The 14,488-nt window shown below is 67.6% G+C and carries 15 protein-coding genes and 1 pseudogene; 5 read left to right on the forward strand and 11 right to left on the reverse strand.

Going from position 1 to position 14,488, the window contains the following annotated elements:
* A partial coding sequence (locus STRIP9103_RS10265; RefSeq protein ID WP_199790527.1) for an FAD-dependent monooxygenase occupies nucleotides 1-481 on the reverse strand: 481 nt, incomplete at its 3' end.
* Between the two features lie 200 nt (nucleotides 482-681).
* On the opposite strand from STRIP9103_RS10265, the pseudogene STRIP9103_RS53750 reads away from it, so the two are divergent.
* A pseudogene (locus tag STRIP9103_RS53750) lies at nucleotides 682-1,289 on the forward strand (winged helix-turn-helix domain-containing protein); the annotation flags it as partial.
* Nucleotides 1,290-1,588: 299 nt separating this feature from the next.
* On the opposite strand, the gene STRIP9103_RS10270 reads toward STRIP9103_RS53750, so the two are convergent.
* The 6 genes from STRIP9103_RS10270 to STRIP9103_RS49840 all read right to left on the reverse strand — a co-directional run bounded on the left by STRIP9103_RS10270 (nucleotide 1,589) and on the right by STRIP9103_RS49840 (nucleotide 6,537).
* The gene (locus STRIP9103_RS10270) at nucleotides 1,589-1,984 is read right to left on the reverse strand and encodes a hypothetical protein (RefSeq protein WP_158696864.1); all 396 of its coding nucleotides are present in this window, start codon (nucleotides 1,982-1,984) and stop codon (nucleotides 1,589-1,591) included.
* A 763-nt stretch (nucleotides 1,985-2,747) separates the two neighbouring features.
* Complete coding sequence (locus tag STRIP9103_RS10275) at nucleotides 2,748-3,662, reverse strand: amino acid ABC transporter permease (protein WP_009307308.1); 915 nt, start codon at nucleotides 3,660-3,662, stop codon at nucleotides 2,748-2,750.
* On the reverse strand, nucleotides 3,659-4,324 hold the full coding sequence (locus tag STRIP9103_RS10280) for an amino acid ABC transporter permease (RefSeq protein ID WP_009307310.1): 666 nt from the start codon (nucleotides 4,322-4,324) through the stop codon (nucleotides 3,659-3,661). Before STRIP9103_RS10280 ends, STRIP9103_RS10275 begins: the two co-directional genes overlap by 4 nt.
* Nucleotides 4,325-4,402: 78 nt before the next feature.
* Complete coding sequence (locus STRIP9103_RS10285; protein WP_009307297.1) at nucleotides 4,403-5,239, reverse strand: glutamate ABC transporter substrate-binding protein; 837 nt, start codon at nucleotides 5,237-5,239, stop codon at nucleotides 4,403-4,405.
* Between the two features lie 82 nt (nucleotides 5,240-5,321).
* The gene (locus tag STRIP9103_RS10290; RefSeq protein WP_009307300.1) at nucleotides 5,322-6,098 is read right to left on the reverse strand and encodes an amino acid ABC transporter ATP-binding protein; all 777 of its coding nucleotides are present in this window, start codon (nucleotides 6,096-6,098) and stop codon (nucleotides 5,322-5,324) included.
* A gap of 193 nt (nucleotides 6,099-6,291) precedes the next feature.
* On the reverse strand, nucleotides 6,292-6,537 hold the full coding sequence (locus STRIP9103_RS49840; RefSeq protein ID WP_158696865.1) for a hypothetical protein: 246 nt from the start codon (nucleotides 6,535-6,537) through the stop codon (nucleotides 6,292-6,294).
* Nucleotides 6,538-6,596: 59 nt separating this feature from the next.
* On the opposite strand from STRIP9103_RS49840, the gene STRIP9103_RS10300 reads away from it, so the two are divergent.
* Entirely contained in the window at nucleotides 6,597-7,283 is a 687-nt protein-coding gene (locus STRIP9103_RS10300) for a response regulator transcription factor (protein ID WP_009307317.1), read from the forward strand.
* A 10-nt stretch (nucleotides 7,284-7,293) separates the two neighbouring features.
* Nucleotides 7,294-8,709 (forward strand): HAMP domain-containing sensor histidine kinase, encoded by a 1,416-nt coding sequence (locus tag STRIP9103_RS10305; RefSeq protein ID WP_009307319.1) that lies wholly within the window; start codon nucleotides 7,294-7,296, stop codon nucleotides 8,707-8,709.
* A 64-nt stretch (nucleotides 8,710-8,773) separates the two neighbouring features.
* On the opposite strand, the gene STRIP9103_RS10310 is transcribed toward STRIP9103_RS10305, so the two are convergent.
* Complete coding sequence (locus STRIP9103_RS10310; protein WP_009307313.1) at nucleotides 8,774-9,772, reverse strand: TAXI family TRAP transporter solute-binding subunit; 999 nt, start codon at nucleotides 9,770-9,772, stop codon at nucleotides 8,774-8,776.
* 242 nt (nucleotides 9,773-10,014) lie between these two features.
* Nucleotides 10,015-11,166, reverse strand: coding sequence for a peptidoglycan recognition protein family protein (locus tag STRIP9103_RS10315; RefSeq protein ID WP_009307292.1), 1,152 nt, complete (start codon nucleotides 11,164-11,166; stop codon nucleotides 10,015-10,017).
* A 290-nt stretch (nucleotides 11,167-11,456) separates the two neighbouring features.
* Here STRIP9103_RS10315 and STRIP9103_RS10320 point away from each other — a divergent pair, with 290 nt between their 5' ends.
* Both STRIP9103_RS10320 and STRIP9103_RS10325 read left to right on the forward strand, forming a co-directional pair.
* Nucleotides 11,457-11,852: a pyrophosphohydrolase domain-containing protein gene (locus tag STRIP9103_RS10320; protein WP_009307320.1), complete on the forward strand. Its 396-nt coding sequence runs from the start codon at nucleotides 11,457-11,459 to the stop codon at nucleotides 11,850-11,852.
* A 140-nt stretch (nucleotides 11,853-11,992) separates the two neighbouring features.
* On the forward strand, nucleotides 11,993-12,379 hold the full coding sequence (locus tag STRIP9103_RS10325; protein WP_009307303.1) for a VOC family protein: 387 nt from the start codon (nucleotides 11,993-11,995) through the stop codon (nucleotides 12,377-12,379).
* 62 nt (nucleotides 12,380-12,441) lie between these two features.
* Here the strand turns inward: STRIP9103_RS10325 and STRIP9103_RS51385 are convergent, their stop codons facing one another.
* Nucleotides 12,442-12,981 carry a CocE/NonD family hydrolase gene (locus tag STRIP9103_RS51385; RefSeq protein ID WP_234022166.1) on the reverse strand — a complete coding sequence of 180 codons (540 nt, stop codon included), beginning with the start codon at nucleotides 12,979-12,981 and terminating at the stop codon, nucleotides 12,442-12,444.
* Nucleotides 12,918-14,480: an IS4 family transposase gene (locus tag STRIP9103_RS51390; protein ID WP_009307315.1), complete on the reverse strand. Its 1,563-nt coding sequence runs from the start codon at nucleotides 14,478-14,480 to the stop codon at nucleotides 12,918-12,920. The genes STRIP9103_RS51385 and STRIP9103_RS51390 overlap by 64 nt, the downstream gene beginning before the upstream one ends.
* Between the last annotated feature and the right edge of the window lie 8 nt (nucleotides 14,481-14,488).

Below are 14,488 nucleotides of genomic sequence, written 5' to 3' on the forward strand. Positions count from 1 at the left end.
GGGCCGTGACACCGGACGTCTCCTGCTCGATGGCGTCCACCCGGCTCTCCACGGCGATCTTGACGAGCCGTTCGCCGGCGATGGCGTCGCGCAGGGCGGTCGTCAGTACGTGCTGGGGGATGTGGAGCGGGGGGAGACCGGCCGTGCGTTCGACGATGTCCTCGGAGCCGTCGCGAGGGCCTCCGGCGCCGACCTGAGGATCCGTTTCCTCTCCCTCCTGGAACCGGACCTGACGCATCACCTGTCTGCGCCGCATCGACCGCCATCCGGCCCAACGGAACCCGGCCTCGGCGAGCGGGACGCCGGACAACCGTTCCAGCAGCGCGGCCGTGTCCTCGTGCAGGACGACCGTCCGCGCGAGCCGCTGCTCATCCTTCCCCGGTCCTTCGTCGAGGACCACGGACGGCACCTCCTGGCGCGCCAGCGCGAGCGCGAGCGCGAGCCCCACGGGCCCCGCTCCCACAATGATCACCGGGTCCACGGCGCGGCGCCCCCTGCACGCAGCGGCGTCCTGGCGGACGTATGTGAACAAGAAGTTGGAGCAGGGTGCGCGATCACAGAACGTATGCAACCCATTGCCGGGGTTTGCGTCAAGTGACGGAGTGATCTTTAACGGGGCGGGTCACGTCAGGTCGTGACGGCCGTCGGGGGCTGCGCTATGCCTGGAGGACGGCTATCCCGATGGGCGGTGGACTGACGGCCAAGGAACGGGCTCGGTGTGAGCAAGTCCGGCTGGCGGCCGCGGATCTGATCTAGGCCGGGGGCAGGGGCCGGGAGGTGGCCCGGTGGTTCAGAGTTCCCCGGATATCGGCGAACCGTTGGCGGCGGGCGTTAGCTGCGGGCGGCCGACAGGGCCTGGCCTCCAAGGCCCGGGCAGCGTCCGCTGCCAGCTCGATGCGGAACAACTCCGCATTTTGGAGGCGCAGTTAGGTGCTGGCCCATCGCCTCCGGCTGGACTGGCCAGTGCTGGACATTGGCGAGGATTGTCGAGGTCGTGCGCGGCCGGTTCGGGTCGAGTACACCCTGGCCGGCTGTATGCGCTGCTGCACCGCATCGGCTGGAGTGTGCAGTTCCTCTCCCACAAGGTCACCGAGCGAGACGAGGCGAAGACCGCCGATGGGAAGGACGAGAGTGGCCTGTTATAGAAAGAGGGCGGCGGGCTTGGTACCTGGCTCTGCTCCAAGGATGAAGCTGGCCAGGGCCCCTGAGGCCGCCCAAAGGCCGCACCTGGGGTCGGCGCGGCCGAACCCAGGGTGGTGGGGGTCACCGCCCAAGGCGCCAAACGGGTCCCCATACCTTACGGAACTGCCGACATTCATCTGTAAGGCTCCCTCCCTGCGCATACCCTCATGACGACAGGTGTAGTGCGAGGATCAAGCTCTGCCAGCAGTTGCGACAACCCGAGTTCAAGCTCAGTGGCCCGAACCGCATCGAGGGTGTGGGTTGTAAATCCTCAATGCCGCTTTGGAATGTGTTTCGGCGATGCTGGAATCAAACACGCATGGTCACACCACCGAGCCAGATTCTTTGAAATTGTAGGAAAAAAACGGCCCACCGAATATTCCGGTGGGCCGTCTTGGCGTTCATGTCAGACATTTATGCATGAAGTCTTCATGCTTTTCGTGACGTAGTCACCCGGCCCGTGGATAAATACCATGAAGAATTCCTGGTAGCATTGCTTTCCACGCTTGTTGGCGCGGAACTCCCGCCAGGATATGGCATGTTTGTGATTGATGGTCTCGGCCCCGAAGGGGGCCTTCAGGAAGAGTTGCTTGCCATCCCGCCACATGGCAAGCGACGGAGTGATGGACAGGCTGCTTCCCTTCTTGCACCAAGCGGCGAAGGGTGCCCGGATGCGGCCCGCTGTGTTGTCGTTGGAGATCTGTACTTCTGCGTAGCAGCCGCCGCCCATCCGCATTTCCTTTATCTTTGCTGCAGCCTGCGCATCGGTGGCTGTGGCTCCGAGTAGACCAAGAGTCATCACGCCGGCAGCGAAGGAGCTTTAAGCTTATTGTTCACTGGTTCCCCTCGTTTTGGTCTCGATGGCATGATTATCACACTGCCGATCATCGCTTCGTAAGGGATTAGTGAGATATTTGAGGTGCATCTGAGCTTCCGTCTCATGCGTTGTGCTCATCAGCGCTTCGCGCTACCCAGGGGGGTTTTCGGGCTGGGAGGAAACATGGAGAGAACGCGAAAGGGAAATGGGTCAGGGCGGTTTCGGTCGCCGACTTGTTCCAGCCGGGCCATGCAATGGATCTTGCCGTCGGCACCGAAACAGATCCCGAGCCTGAGGCCAGCGGAGACGCCGTGCCCTCGGTGCATGGGGGTGACCGGTCCGGCTGCTGTTGCTCCGGTCGTAGTCCGCGAGGGTGCCATCGAGCAGGGCGTAGTCTGGGTCGGCGAGGAATGGGCGAGCGCGCGATCGGCGTGCATATTGATGACCGCAGGTGTAGATACGTGACCGTGCCATTGGAGACATCGAGCCCGGCCGCGATCTGCATGGGCGTGCTGTACTTGCCTATAGGTGCACCAAGCAGATTGGCCTTGTGGGAACTCTTCAGTCAGCCTGACAGTTGCCTCGTCGCGGACGCCGATGGCTGCCGCGTATGCGGTTGCGTGCAGCGCATCGTTGAGTGTGGGCGGGTTCCCCTCTTTGTGGATTCAATGCTGCAGAAAGCGACGGAGGCAATGGTCCTCATGCCGTTGCCTCCGTCGCTCATGTCACTCGATTGCTATGAGGCCCGTCAGATGGTGCCGCCGGCGCCGGTTCCATTAGTACCACCGATCCCGGCGGGGTTGAGTTCCTCCAAGTCGTCCCTTCCGAGAACGACGCCCGTGCCCTTCTTCCCCCGGCGCAGCCTGCCCTCCAGCCAGCTCGCGAAGGTGGTGAGTGCGAAGTTGAGCGCCACGAAAATCACGGCCACGACGGTGAAGCTGGCGATGGTGTTTGCGCCGTAGAACGAGCTCATCGGGCGGACCGCCGCCAGCAGCTCCGAGAAGTTGAGCAGCGCGCCGCCGAGCGCGGTGTCCTTGACGATGACGACCAGCTGGCTGACGATCGCGGGCAGCATCGCGGTGACTGACTGCGGCAGCAGGATGTATGTCATCGTCTGACCTTTGCGCAGCCCGATCGCCATCGCGGCTTCCGACTGCCCTTTCGGCAGGGCCAGGATGCCGGCCCGCACGATCTCCGCGAGCACCGAGGCGTTGTACAGCACGAGTCCGGTGACGACCGCGTAGAGCGGGCGGTCGTCCGAGCTGATGTCGGTGAACTCGGCGTACGCCGCGTTGGCGAAGACCATAAGGATCAGCACCGGGATGGCGCGGAAGAACTCCACCACGGCGCCGGAGGGCCACCGTACCCACGCGTGGTCGGAGAGCCGCGCGATACCGAAGAACGCGCCGAGCGGCAGGGCGATGACCATGGCGAGGGCAGCCGCGATCAGGGTGTTCTCCAGGCCCGGCAGGATGTATGTGGTCCACGACCGGGAGTCCGTGAAGAAGGGCGACCACTTCGCCCAGTCGAGCTGGTTCTTCTCGTCGAGCTTGGTGTACACCCACCAGAGCGCGGCGGCGAAGACGACCACGAACAGCACCGAGAGGATTACGTTCCGGCGCTTAGCCCGGGGGCCGGGGACGTCGTACAGGACCGAACTCATCGCTTCACCGCCACCTTCTTGCTCACCCAGCCGAGGAACAGACCGGTCGGGAGGGTGAGGCAGCAGAACCCGAACGCGAAGATGGCGGAGATGAGGATGAGCTGGGCCTCGTTTTCGATCATCTCCTTCATCAGCAGCGCCGCCTCGGCCACGCCGATCGCCGCGGCGACCGTGGTGTTCTTGGTCAGTGCGATCAGTACGTTCGCCATCGGCCCGACGACGGAGCGGAACGCCTGCGGAAGGATCACCAGGCTCAGCACCTGGCTGAAGTTCAGTCCGATGGCGCGGGCGGCCTCTGCCTGGCCGACCGGCACGGTGTTGATACCGGAGCGCAGTGCCTCGCAGACGAACGCCGCGGTGTAGGCGATCAGACCGAGTACGGCGAGCCGGAAGTTGATGGTCTCGAACCTCTCGGCGCCGAGATTGATACCCAGCGTCTGGAAGAGGCCCAGCGAGGTGAAGACGATGATGATCGTCAGCGGGATGTTCCGCACCACGTTCACATAGGCGGTGCCGAATCCGCGCATCAGGGGGACGGGGCTGACCCGCATGGCAGCCAGCAGAGTGCCCCAGATCAGGGAGCCGATAGCTGAGTAGACGGTGAGCTGCACCGTCGTCCAGAACGCCCCTAGCAGGTCGTAGCCTTCAAGAAAGTCGAACACGATCTCCCGCGCTTCCGCGTATGGGGAGGGAGCGGCGCGCCGCCACGGAGAGCGGCGCGCCTACCCTGTCGCCCTGCCTCACTTGACGATGTCGCCGATCTTCGGCGCGGGCTCGTTCTTGTAGTTCGCCGGGCCGAAGTTGGCCTGAACGGCCTTGTCCCAGGACTTGTCGGCGACCATCTTCTCCAGCGCCGTGTTGATCTTGGCCTTGAGGTCGCTGCCCTCCTTGACGCCGATGCCGTAGTTCTCGTTGCTCAGCTTGAAGCCGCCGAGCTTGAACTTGCCCTTGAACTGCTCCTGCGCGGCGTAGCCGGCGAGGATGGAGTCGTCGGTGGTCAGCGCGTCCATGGCCTTGTTCTCCAGGCCGGTGAGGCACTCCGAGTAGCCGCCTGCCTGCTGCAGGTTGGCCTTCGGGGCGATCTTGTCCTTGACGTTCTGCGCCGAGGTCGACCCGGTCACCGAACAGAGGTTCTTGGAGTTCAGGTCCTCCGGCTTCGTGATCGAGTTGTCGTCGGCACGGATCAGGATGTCCTGGTGGGCGAGGAGGTACGGACCGGCGAAGTCGACCTTCTTCTCACGCTCGTCGTTGATCGAGTACGAGGCGGCGATGAAGTCGACGTCACCGCGCTCCAGCATCGTCTCGCGGTCGGCGCTCTTCGCCTCCTTCCACTCGATCTGGTCCGCGCTGTAGCCGAGTTCCTTGGCGACGTACGTCGCGACGTCGACGTCGAAGCCCGTGTACTTGCCGTCAGCGGTCTTCTGGCCGATACCCGGCTGGTCGAACTTGATGCCGATCTTGATCTTCTTGCCGTCGCCGGAGTCAGAGCCGCCGTCGCTGTCACCACCACAAGCGGTGGCCGTGAGAGCAAGGACAAGGGCGGTGGCCGCTGCGGCGGAGACCTTGCGGAGCTTCATGCTGAACATCCTTTTCTGATGAAGAGATGCGGGCCGTGCGAAGTGCGGGTGGCGTGGGGCCCAAGTCGCCTGGGGCGGGTCGTCAGTGGTGCAGGATCTTCGACAGGAAGTCCTTGGCCCGGTCGCTGCGGGGGTTGCTGAAGAACTGGTCCGGCACGGCCTCTTCGACGATGCGGCCGTCCGCCATGAAGACCACCCGGTTGGCGGCCGAGCGGGCGAAGCCCATCTCGTGGGTGACCACGACCATGGTCATGCCGTCCCGGGCGAGTTGCTGCATGACCTCCAGGACCTCGTTGATCATCTCGGGGTCGAGGGCCGAGGTCGGCTCGTCGAAGAGCATGACCTTCGGGTCCATCGCCAGCGCCCGCGCGATCGCGACACGCTGCTGCTGACCACCCGAGAGCTGCGCGGGGTACTTGTCCGCCTGCGTCCCCACGCCGACCCGGTCCAGCAGGTTCCGGGCCTTCTCCTCGGCCTTCTTCTTGTCGGTCTTGCGGACCTTGAGCTGTCCCAGCATCACGTTCTCGAGCACGGTCTTGTGCGCGAAGAGATTGAACGACTGGAACACCATGCCGACGTCGGCCCGCAGTCGCGCGAGGGCCTTGCCCTCCGCCGGCAGCGGCTTGCCGTCGATCAGGATGTCTCCGGAGTCGATCGACTCCAGCCGGTTGATGGTGCGGCACAGGGTGGACTTACCGGACCCGGAGGGTCCGATCACCACGACGACCTCACCCCTGGCGATGGTCAGATCGATGTCCTGGAGTACGTGCAACGCGCCGAAGTGCTTGTTGACGCTCTTCAGGACGACCAGATCATCGGTCGCGGCCACGGCGTCCTTGGCCACCGAAACTTCGGTCATCGCTTTCTGGCTCCGTCCTCCTCGGTTTCGGAGGACAGTAGTGACCCGCGACGACCAGCGTCATTACATCTGAGGGAGAATTGAGCATAACGATCTGGTAGCCGAACGGACACTGCACGTAACGGGCTCGCGCGGGGCTGTTTCGGCTGCGTAACGGAATCTTCGGGGAACCTGTACGGCCTTGACGGCGTCCTCACTCATCGGTGTGACTCCAAGGGGCACAGGCACGCGTGCCCGATAACCCGATGAAGACGAACGCCATGCACCGCAATGAACGCCATGTGCCGCAATGAACGCCATGTGCCGCAATGAACACCTGCACACAATGCGGCACGCCATGCACACAATGCGGCACGCCATGCACGCCATGCACGCCATGCACGCCATGCACGCCATGCAGGCCATGCAGGCCATGCGCACGAATACGCATTGCGCGCACGGCACATGCGCCACCATGAATGACCGAACACACGACCGAGTGAACCGGAGGGGACCGGAATGAGGCTTCTCCTCGTCGAGGACGACAACCACGTCGCGGCCGCGCTGTCCGCGGTTCTGGCCAGGCACGGCTTCGACGTCACGCATGCCCGCAGCGGCGAGGAGGCTCTCCAGGCGCTGGTCCCGGAGGGAAACGGCTTCGGCGTCGTCCTGCTCGACCTCGGCCTGCCCGATCAGGACGGCTACGAGGTCTGCGGCAAGATCCGCAAGCGCACCAGCACCCCGGTGATCATGGTCACCGCCCGCTCCGACGTACGGTCCCGGATCCACGGCCTCAATCTCGGGGCCGACGACTACGTGGTCAAGCCGTACGACACCGGTGAGCTGCTCGCCCGTATCCACGCCGTCGCCCGGCGCAGGGCCCCCGACGAGACCACGGCCCCCGGCGACACCGGGCTGCGCCTCGGGCCCGTGCTCATCGAACTGCCCACCCGCCAGGTCAGCGTGGACGGTACGGTCGTCCAGCTCACCCGCAAGGAGTTCGATCTGCTCGCGCTGCTGGCCCAGCGGCCCGGGGTGGTCTTCCGCCGGGAACAGATCATCAGCGAGGTGTGGCGCACCAGCTGGGAGGGGACCGGACGCACCCTCGAAGTGCATGTCGCCTCCCTGCGCTCCAAGCTGCGCATGCCCGCCCTGATCGAGACGGTGCGAGGGGTCGGCTACCGGCTGGTGGCTCCGACGCCGTAGCGTTCGGCGCGTGCGCACTCGTCTCCTTCCGCTGCTCATCGTCCTGATGGCCGCCGTGCTCCTGGCACTCGGCATCCCCCTGGCGGTGAGTCTGGCGGCGGCGCGGCAACAGGAAGTGGTCGTCGACCGCATCGACGACACGGCGCGCTTCGCGGCTCTCGCCCAGTTCGTCACCGACTCGCCCACCGGGTCCCGCACGAACGACACGACCGACGGCCGCCAGGAGACCCTGCAGCGCGAACTCGATCAGTACTTCCGCGTGTACGGCATCAGGGCCGGCGTCTTCTACCGCGCCGAGGACCGTCCGCCCATGGCCAACGCGCCCTACGACTGGGGCGTGCCCACCGAGGGTGAAGGCCTCGCCGCGTTCGAGGAGGCGCTGCTGGGGCGCCGCCCGCACGACCCCGAACAGGTGTGGCCCTGGCAGCGCGGCAGGCTCGTCGTCGCGTCCCCGGTCATCCATGACGGTGACGTCGTCGCCGTCGTCGTCACCGACTCGCCCACCGGGCAGATGCGCTCCAAGATCCTGCGCGGCTGGCTGGTCATCGGCGCGGGCGAGATCGCCGCGATGCTCCTCGCCGTCGGCGCCGCGCTGCGGTTGACCGGCTGGGTCCTCAAGCCCGTACGCGTCCTCGACGCCACCACCCACTCCATTGCCTCGGGGCGGCTGAAGTCCCGTGTGGCGGTGGCCAGCGGGCCGCCCGAACTCCGGCGCCTGGCACGGTCGTTCAACGAGATGGCCGACAACGTCGAGGACGTGCTGGAGCAGCAGCGCGCCTTCGTCGCCGATGCCTCGCACCAGTTGCGCAATCCGCTCGCCGCGCTGCTGCTGCGCATCGATCTGCTCGCCCTCGAACTGCCCGAGGGCAACGAGGAGATCGCCTCCGTCCGCACCGAGGGCAAGCGCCTCGCGCAGGTCCTCGACGACCTGCTCGACCTGGCGCTCGCCGAGCACGCCGAGGCCGATCTGCGGATCACCGACGTCGGCGAACTGGCCGCCGAGCGCGTCGCGTCCTGGTCGCCGGTCGCCGACGACAAGGGCGTGACGCTGGTCGGCACCTGCCCGGCCACCACCGCCTGGGCCGACCCGGTGGCCCTGTCCAGCGCCCTGGACGCGGTGATCGACAACGCGCTGAAGTTCACGCCCGCCGGGGAGCGCGTCGAGGTCGAGGTCGCCTCGAACGGGGAGGTCTCCACGGTCGTCGTCACCGACGGTGGCCCCGGCCTCAGCGACGAGGAGCTGGAGCGCGTCGGCGACCGCTTCTGGCGCAGCACCGCGCACCAGAACATCAAGGGTTCGGGCCTCGGGCTCTCCATCTCCCGGGCCCTGATCGCGGCGGGCGGCGGCTCCATCTCGTACGCCCACCACGAGCCGCACGGCCTGAAGGTGACGGTGACGGTGCCCCGGGCACGCCCGGTGGCCTGAGCGGGCTCTCGGGGCCCGGTGGTGGAGGCCGATCGGCCCGGGGTCTACGGCTTGACCGACCGGTCTACGGCTTGACCGACTGGTAGTACCGCTTGGCGCCCTTCTGCAGGAGCAGCGGGTCCGTGTAGATCGCGGTGCGCAGGTCCACCAGCTGGGCCGCGTGCACCTGCTGGCCGATGGTGTCGCGGCTCTTGATGACCATCCGGGTCAGCCACTCCGTGAGCCGGGGGTCCATGTCCTCGCGGGTGATGAGCAGGTTCGCCACGGTGATGGTGGGCACGGTGGAGCCCCGCAGGATGGTCGGGTAGGCGTCGGCGGGCATCACGGAGGCCCGGTAGTGGATGAAGGAGTCGTCCTCGCCGTGCAGCTTCGCCACGAGGTCGCTGGTGATGGGGATGAACCGGAACTCGTAGCCCGTCGCCGCCAGGTCGGACAGCCCTTTCGTGGGCAGCCCGCCGGACCAGAAGAACGCGTCGATCCTGCCGCTGCGGAGTGCGTCGGCGCTCGTGCCGATGGTGTCGGGCCGCGGCTCGATGTCCTTGTCGATGTCCAACCCGTCCGCCGCCAGCACGCGTTCGGCTATCAGTCGTACTCCGGAGCCCTCGGGTCCCACGGCCACCCGCTTGCCCTTGAGATCCGCGATGGTCTGGATGGGTGAGGTCACGGGGACGACCACCTGCACATAGTCGTCGTACAGCCGTGCCAGGCCACGCAGCTTGCCGGCGCCGGGCTTGTGGTCGTCCAGATACGTCTGCACGGCGTCGGCCGCGGCGATGGCGAAGTCGGCCTCTCCGGTGGCGACCCGCTTGACGTTCATCTGGGAGCCGTTGCTGTCCTTCAGCTTGATCGTCAGGCGTGGCATGTCCCCGGCGATCTCGTGCTTCAGCCGCATGCCGTACTCCTGGTAGACACCCCGATCGGCCCCCGTGCTGAGGGTGATCGTCCCGCTCGGGGGCTCCTCGTGGGGCCACAGCCACCACGCCAGCAGCCCGAGGACCACCAGTGCGGCCACCGAGCCCAGGAGCGCGCGACGCCCGCCGATGCGGGGGAGTACCTGGACCATGCGCGAGATCCTGCCAGGTCACCCGGCGGGCGGCCAGGACCGGGCCCATCCGGTGCCGGCTCGTGACGTAGGGACGGTGTGCGGCGCCCGGAGCCCGCGTGCCGCACACCGTGTGCCGCAGCCCGCGTGCCGCAGCCCGCGTGCGCACCGCGGCGGTTTCCGCCGGCGGGCGCGTACGTCCCGGGCAGGGCGTCCGGTGCCGGACCCGTGCGCAGGGCCCGGCACCGGTGGTCGGGAAGCGGTCAGCGGCCGGTGGCCACGGCCTTGCGGAGCTGGTCCAGCTCCGCGTACATGACCTCGCCGGGGCACTCCGTCGCCATCCAGTCCCGGTGACCGCTGATCTCCGAGACCTCCTTCTGCGTGCCGTTGACGGGGTTCGTGTACGTCACGCGGGCCAGCGGGTCGACGCCGTGCAGCCGGACCAGTACGCGGACCAGGCGGGTGAGCGCCTTGCGTGCGGCCTCCTTCGGGCCCTGCTCGGTGAAGGTGCCGAGGAGCGCGATGCCGAGGTTGCCGGAGTTGAAGCCGCCGACGTGGAAGCCGGTCACCACCTTGCCGTCGGCGTCGTGCGCGGGCAGACCGTCGTCACCGGAGTAACGGCCCTCGTAGATGCGGCCCTCCTCGTCGATGAGGAAGTGATAGCCGATGTCGCCCCAGTCGTTGGTGACGGCGTGCAGCTGGTAGATCGCGCGGACCGTCGCGGCCGGGTCGGGGTCGTCGTTGGCCATCGCCGTGTGGTGCACGGTGATGGTCTGGAAGGGGTAGAACGCGGTCGGCGAGTTCTCCGAGCCGTCCGCCTTGAAGCGGAGCGACTCGTCGGCGCCCCAGGCCGCCCGGGAGAGGTACTGGACGCCTCGGACGCGGGTGGGGTCGCTCGGAACCTTTACCTTCCGGTCCGGCCCGTGCGTGCAGTCGAGGGCCACCGAGCGAAGCCCGGTGGCCCCGTCGGGCGCCTTCAGTTCGTAGCCCGAGGCCTGGTCGGCCGCGATCAGCAGACCGCCGCCGTTGGCCACCGAGCAGCCGCCCTCGCCGAACGACTGCCAGGTGCCCTGGCCGCCGTCGGCGCCCTTCAGCCGGATGCCGCCGCCGGTGGCCTCGTCGGTGCCGCCCCAGCGGACGCCCACGTAGCCGATGGGGAAGGCGGCCTCGACGGGCGCCTCGCCGGTGGCGGCCTCGGTACGGGTCTTCGGGAAGGTCTCGGTCGTCGTACCGGCCTTCGACTCGTTCGTGCCGTCCGCGGTCGGTTCGGAGTCGTTGGTCGTGGCCATCACGGTGGGCGTGATCACGGCAGCGGCGGCGACCGCGCCGGCGGTGCCGAGCACGGTACGCCGGGTGAACCGGGACTTGGCCCGGTGGGTGGGGGTGGGAGTGGGGGAGGTGGGGGGAACGCTCACTGTGGGTCCTCAATCGTTCGGGGTGTCCTTGAAGGCTCAAAGGAGAGTACGGAGCGAAGTCACAGTGTCGAACACCGCCCCCCTGCTACTGATGAGGCATCAGAAGGCCTGTGGTGTAGGGCATTTGTCGACGACAGGGCCGTACGAAGCGGACAGGCCTGACGTGGTGGTGGCGACCGGGCTCCGACGAGGGCACCGGGAACGCGGCTACATGGAGTGATGGCGAGGGCAGGTCGACGGTCGAAGGCACCAGGCCGACGGGGTCGTCGCCCGGTCGATAGGGTCGTCGGATGAGTTCCTCTCCCGCTCACCTGGTCCGTGAGTTCCACCTGGCCTTCGGGCTCGACGCCCGTACCGAGCCGACCGAGGTCTCAGCCGAGTTGGCCGCCCATCGTGGCGAGTTGCTGGCGGAGGAGGCCGCGGAAGTCGCCGAGGTGTCCGTCGCGGGCCCGCTCGACCGGCTGGCGCACGAGCTGGCCGACGTTGTGTACGTCGCGTACGGCACCGCCCTCGTCCACGGCATCGACCTCGACGCCGTGATCGCCGAGATCCACCGCTCCAACATGACCAAGCTGGGCCCCGACGGCCACGTCGCCCGCCGCGCCGACGGCAAGGTGCTCAAGGGGGAGCACTACCAGGCGCCCGATGTCTCCCGGGTGCTGCGTGAGCAGGGCTGGAAGGGGTGAGGGGCGGGGGGACTGAGGGGGCGGACGGGGCGCAATGAGGGGGCCGGTCGCCCCGTATGCCGCCTTTGTCATCGTTCGCCGGGGTGCTCAGACTGGTCGTAGAGACCTCACGGAAGCAGAACCATGCCACGGAGGCGATCATGTTCGGTACGACGAAGGCGTTCAGCAGCTTCTCGGTGGACGACAGCGACGCGGCCAGGAAGTTCTACGGCGAGACGCTCGGGCTGCGGGTGTCCGAGGAGAACGGCTTCCTGACGCTGCACATCGCGGGGGACCGGGACATCATGGTCTACCCCAAGCCCGACCACACCCCGGCGACGTTCACCGTCCTCAACTTCCCCGTCGACGACATCGACGCTGCGGTCGACGAGCTGAGCCGCAAGGGCGTGACCTTCGAGCGCTACGACCAGTTCAAGACCGACGACAAGGGCATCCTCCGCGGCGAGGGCCCCGGCGAGGGCCCCCTGATCGCATGGTTCAAGGACCCCGCAGGCAACGTGCTCTCCGTCGTCCAGGGCTCCATGTAGCAGCCGACTGGTAGCCGACGCGAGTGGGGTGCGTGCCGGTGCGACCCGGCCGTGCCTCGGCGTCAGTCGCTCGTCCGGATCGGGAGGGTGATCGCGGACGGGTGGGCCGGGTCGTGGTGGATGGTCTGGTCGGCGGGGAGGAGGGTGGCGGCGGTGGCCCTGGGTTCGCCGGTGCCGGGGTTGCGGGCGTAGCGGGGGAAGGCGCCGCTGGAGATCTGGACGCGGATGCGGTGGCCGCGTCTGAAGCGGTGGGCCGTGGGCCAGAGTCGGACGACGGCGCGGCTCAGCTCGTCGGCGTCCGTGAGGCTGACGAGGCCGTCGCAGACGTTCCAGGAACGGCCGGCGGGGTCGACGTCGCAGAGCCGGACGAAGACATCGGCGTACGGGAGGCTGGAGCGGAACCAGATCTCGGCGCTGATATCGCCGACGACCTCCACGTCCTCGTCGAGCACGGCGGTGGTGTAGGTGAGCACGTCGGCGCGGGTTTCCAGCGCGGTGTTGTCGACGCGTCCGCAGTCCTTGACCCAATGCCTCGTAGTTAAGGGGTGTTGGGTGTTGTCAAGGGGAGGGTGTAGGTGGCGTCTTTGATCTTTCGGATCCAGCCGTGGCGGGTGGCGGCGGCGAGTCGCTGGCGTAGGTGGTCGGTGCGTTCGATGCCGAGGGCGCGGGCTATCTCGTTGCGGTGCCAGTGGCGATCCGGGGCCGTCTGCAAGAGATCGAGGATGCGTTGGGGCAGCGTGGGCGGCCTGCCGGGCGGCTGCGTCAGGCGGATGTGAATGGCGGTGACGGGAGTGCTGGGGGTGGGCCGTGGTGCGGTGTTGGCGTGGTAGCGGGAGATGGGTGATTTGACCTTGCGGGCGCTGACCCTGGCGCGGCGGGGCGGCAGGAGATGAGCCAGAACGGCCCGGCCGATCGTGCCTTTGAGGTCTGCCGGATCGCCCTGGGCGGCGAGGACGACCTGGTCGCGGGCGGTGTTCAGAGCGATGGTGAACCCGGCCCGGTCCGGGTCGGCGAGGCGGTGCCCGGCGGCATCGGCCATGGCCATGCGCAGGACCTGGTAGAGGGTGAGCGGGGCCCACATCTCCTGGGCGAGGCCGGCCGGGTCGCCGGAACGCAGCACGCGTCCGCCCAGCAGGGTGTGACGCAGGGCGAGGAAGGCACTCTCGGCTTCCCAGCGTTCGTGATAGAGCCGGACGAGATCTTCTGCCCGGTGCAGGCGGGGGTCGGTCAGAGTGGTGGCCAGCTGGTAGTGCTCCCGCAGTCGGGTGCCGTCGGCCAGGTGGACGTGCAGGTCGGCGTCGATCATCCGCACGGTCCGTGTCCCGGCCCGGCACAGCCTGCCGCCGTCGGACAGCACCGCCTGCTGCGGCCGGCGGCGCGCGGCGCTGACCCGCACAAGGAACTGAGCCCCGGTCGCTTCGACCTCGGCGAGGAACGCGGCGCCGTCGAAGGCACGGTCGGCCAGCACGAGCATGTCGGGTGTGAGCAGGTGCAACAGGCTGCGTGCCTGCACGGTCTCGCCCTGGTGGATCCGGCCGAAGCAGGCCCCGAGCAGGGCACGGGTGCCGGTCTCGACCAGGGCCATCAGCCCCAGCTGGGGATATCCCGCCTGTCCGCCTCGCACGTGCCCCGACTTGCCCAGCCAGGCGCGGTTCGCCGCTGTGTCCGCCACCTTGATCGACGAACAGCCGTCGAAGGCGACCGTCCGCCATCGGCCGTAGCCCATCCCCGGCCCCGTGGGCCATCCAAGGGGCCCTGCCACCACCTCGAACAATGCCTTCAACGGCGCGGGCCCGATCCGGCGCCGCAGATCACGCAATGCCTTCTCCGACGGCTCCCACCGTCTCCCGGGCAGGTTCGCGCACAGCCTGTGCCACACACCCACCACACTCAGCGACGCGAACAGTCCCATCGCCAGCAGCAGATACACCCCGACCCGCGAGGGCAACAGACGCAGCCGCTTCTGCACCCCGCCGTGCTCTGCCAGTACCGCGTCCACCAGCTCCACCGGCACATACCGGGTCAGCTCTCCCAGATGACCTGGGGCAAATAACCGATCCCGCTCACGCCGGGCACACACGATGGCAGACTCGTCACTCAACGGGGCTC

The organism is Streptomyces ipomoeae 91-03 (assembly GCF_000317595.1).
Classification (GTDB): domain Bacteria; phylum Actinomycetota; class Actinomycetes; order Streptomycetales; family Streptomycetaceae; genus Streptomyces; species Streptomyces ipomoeae.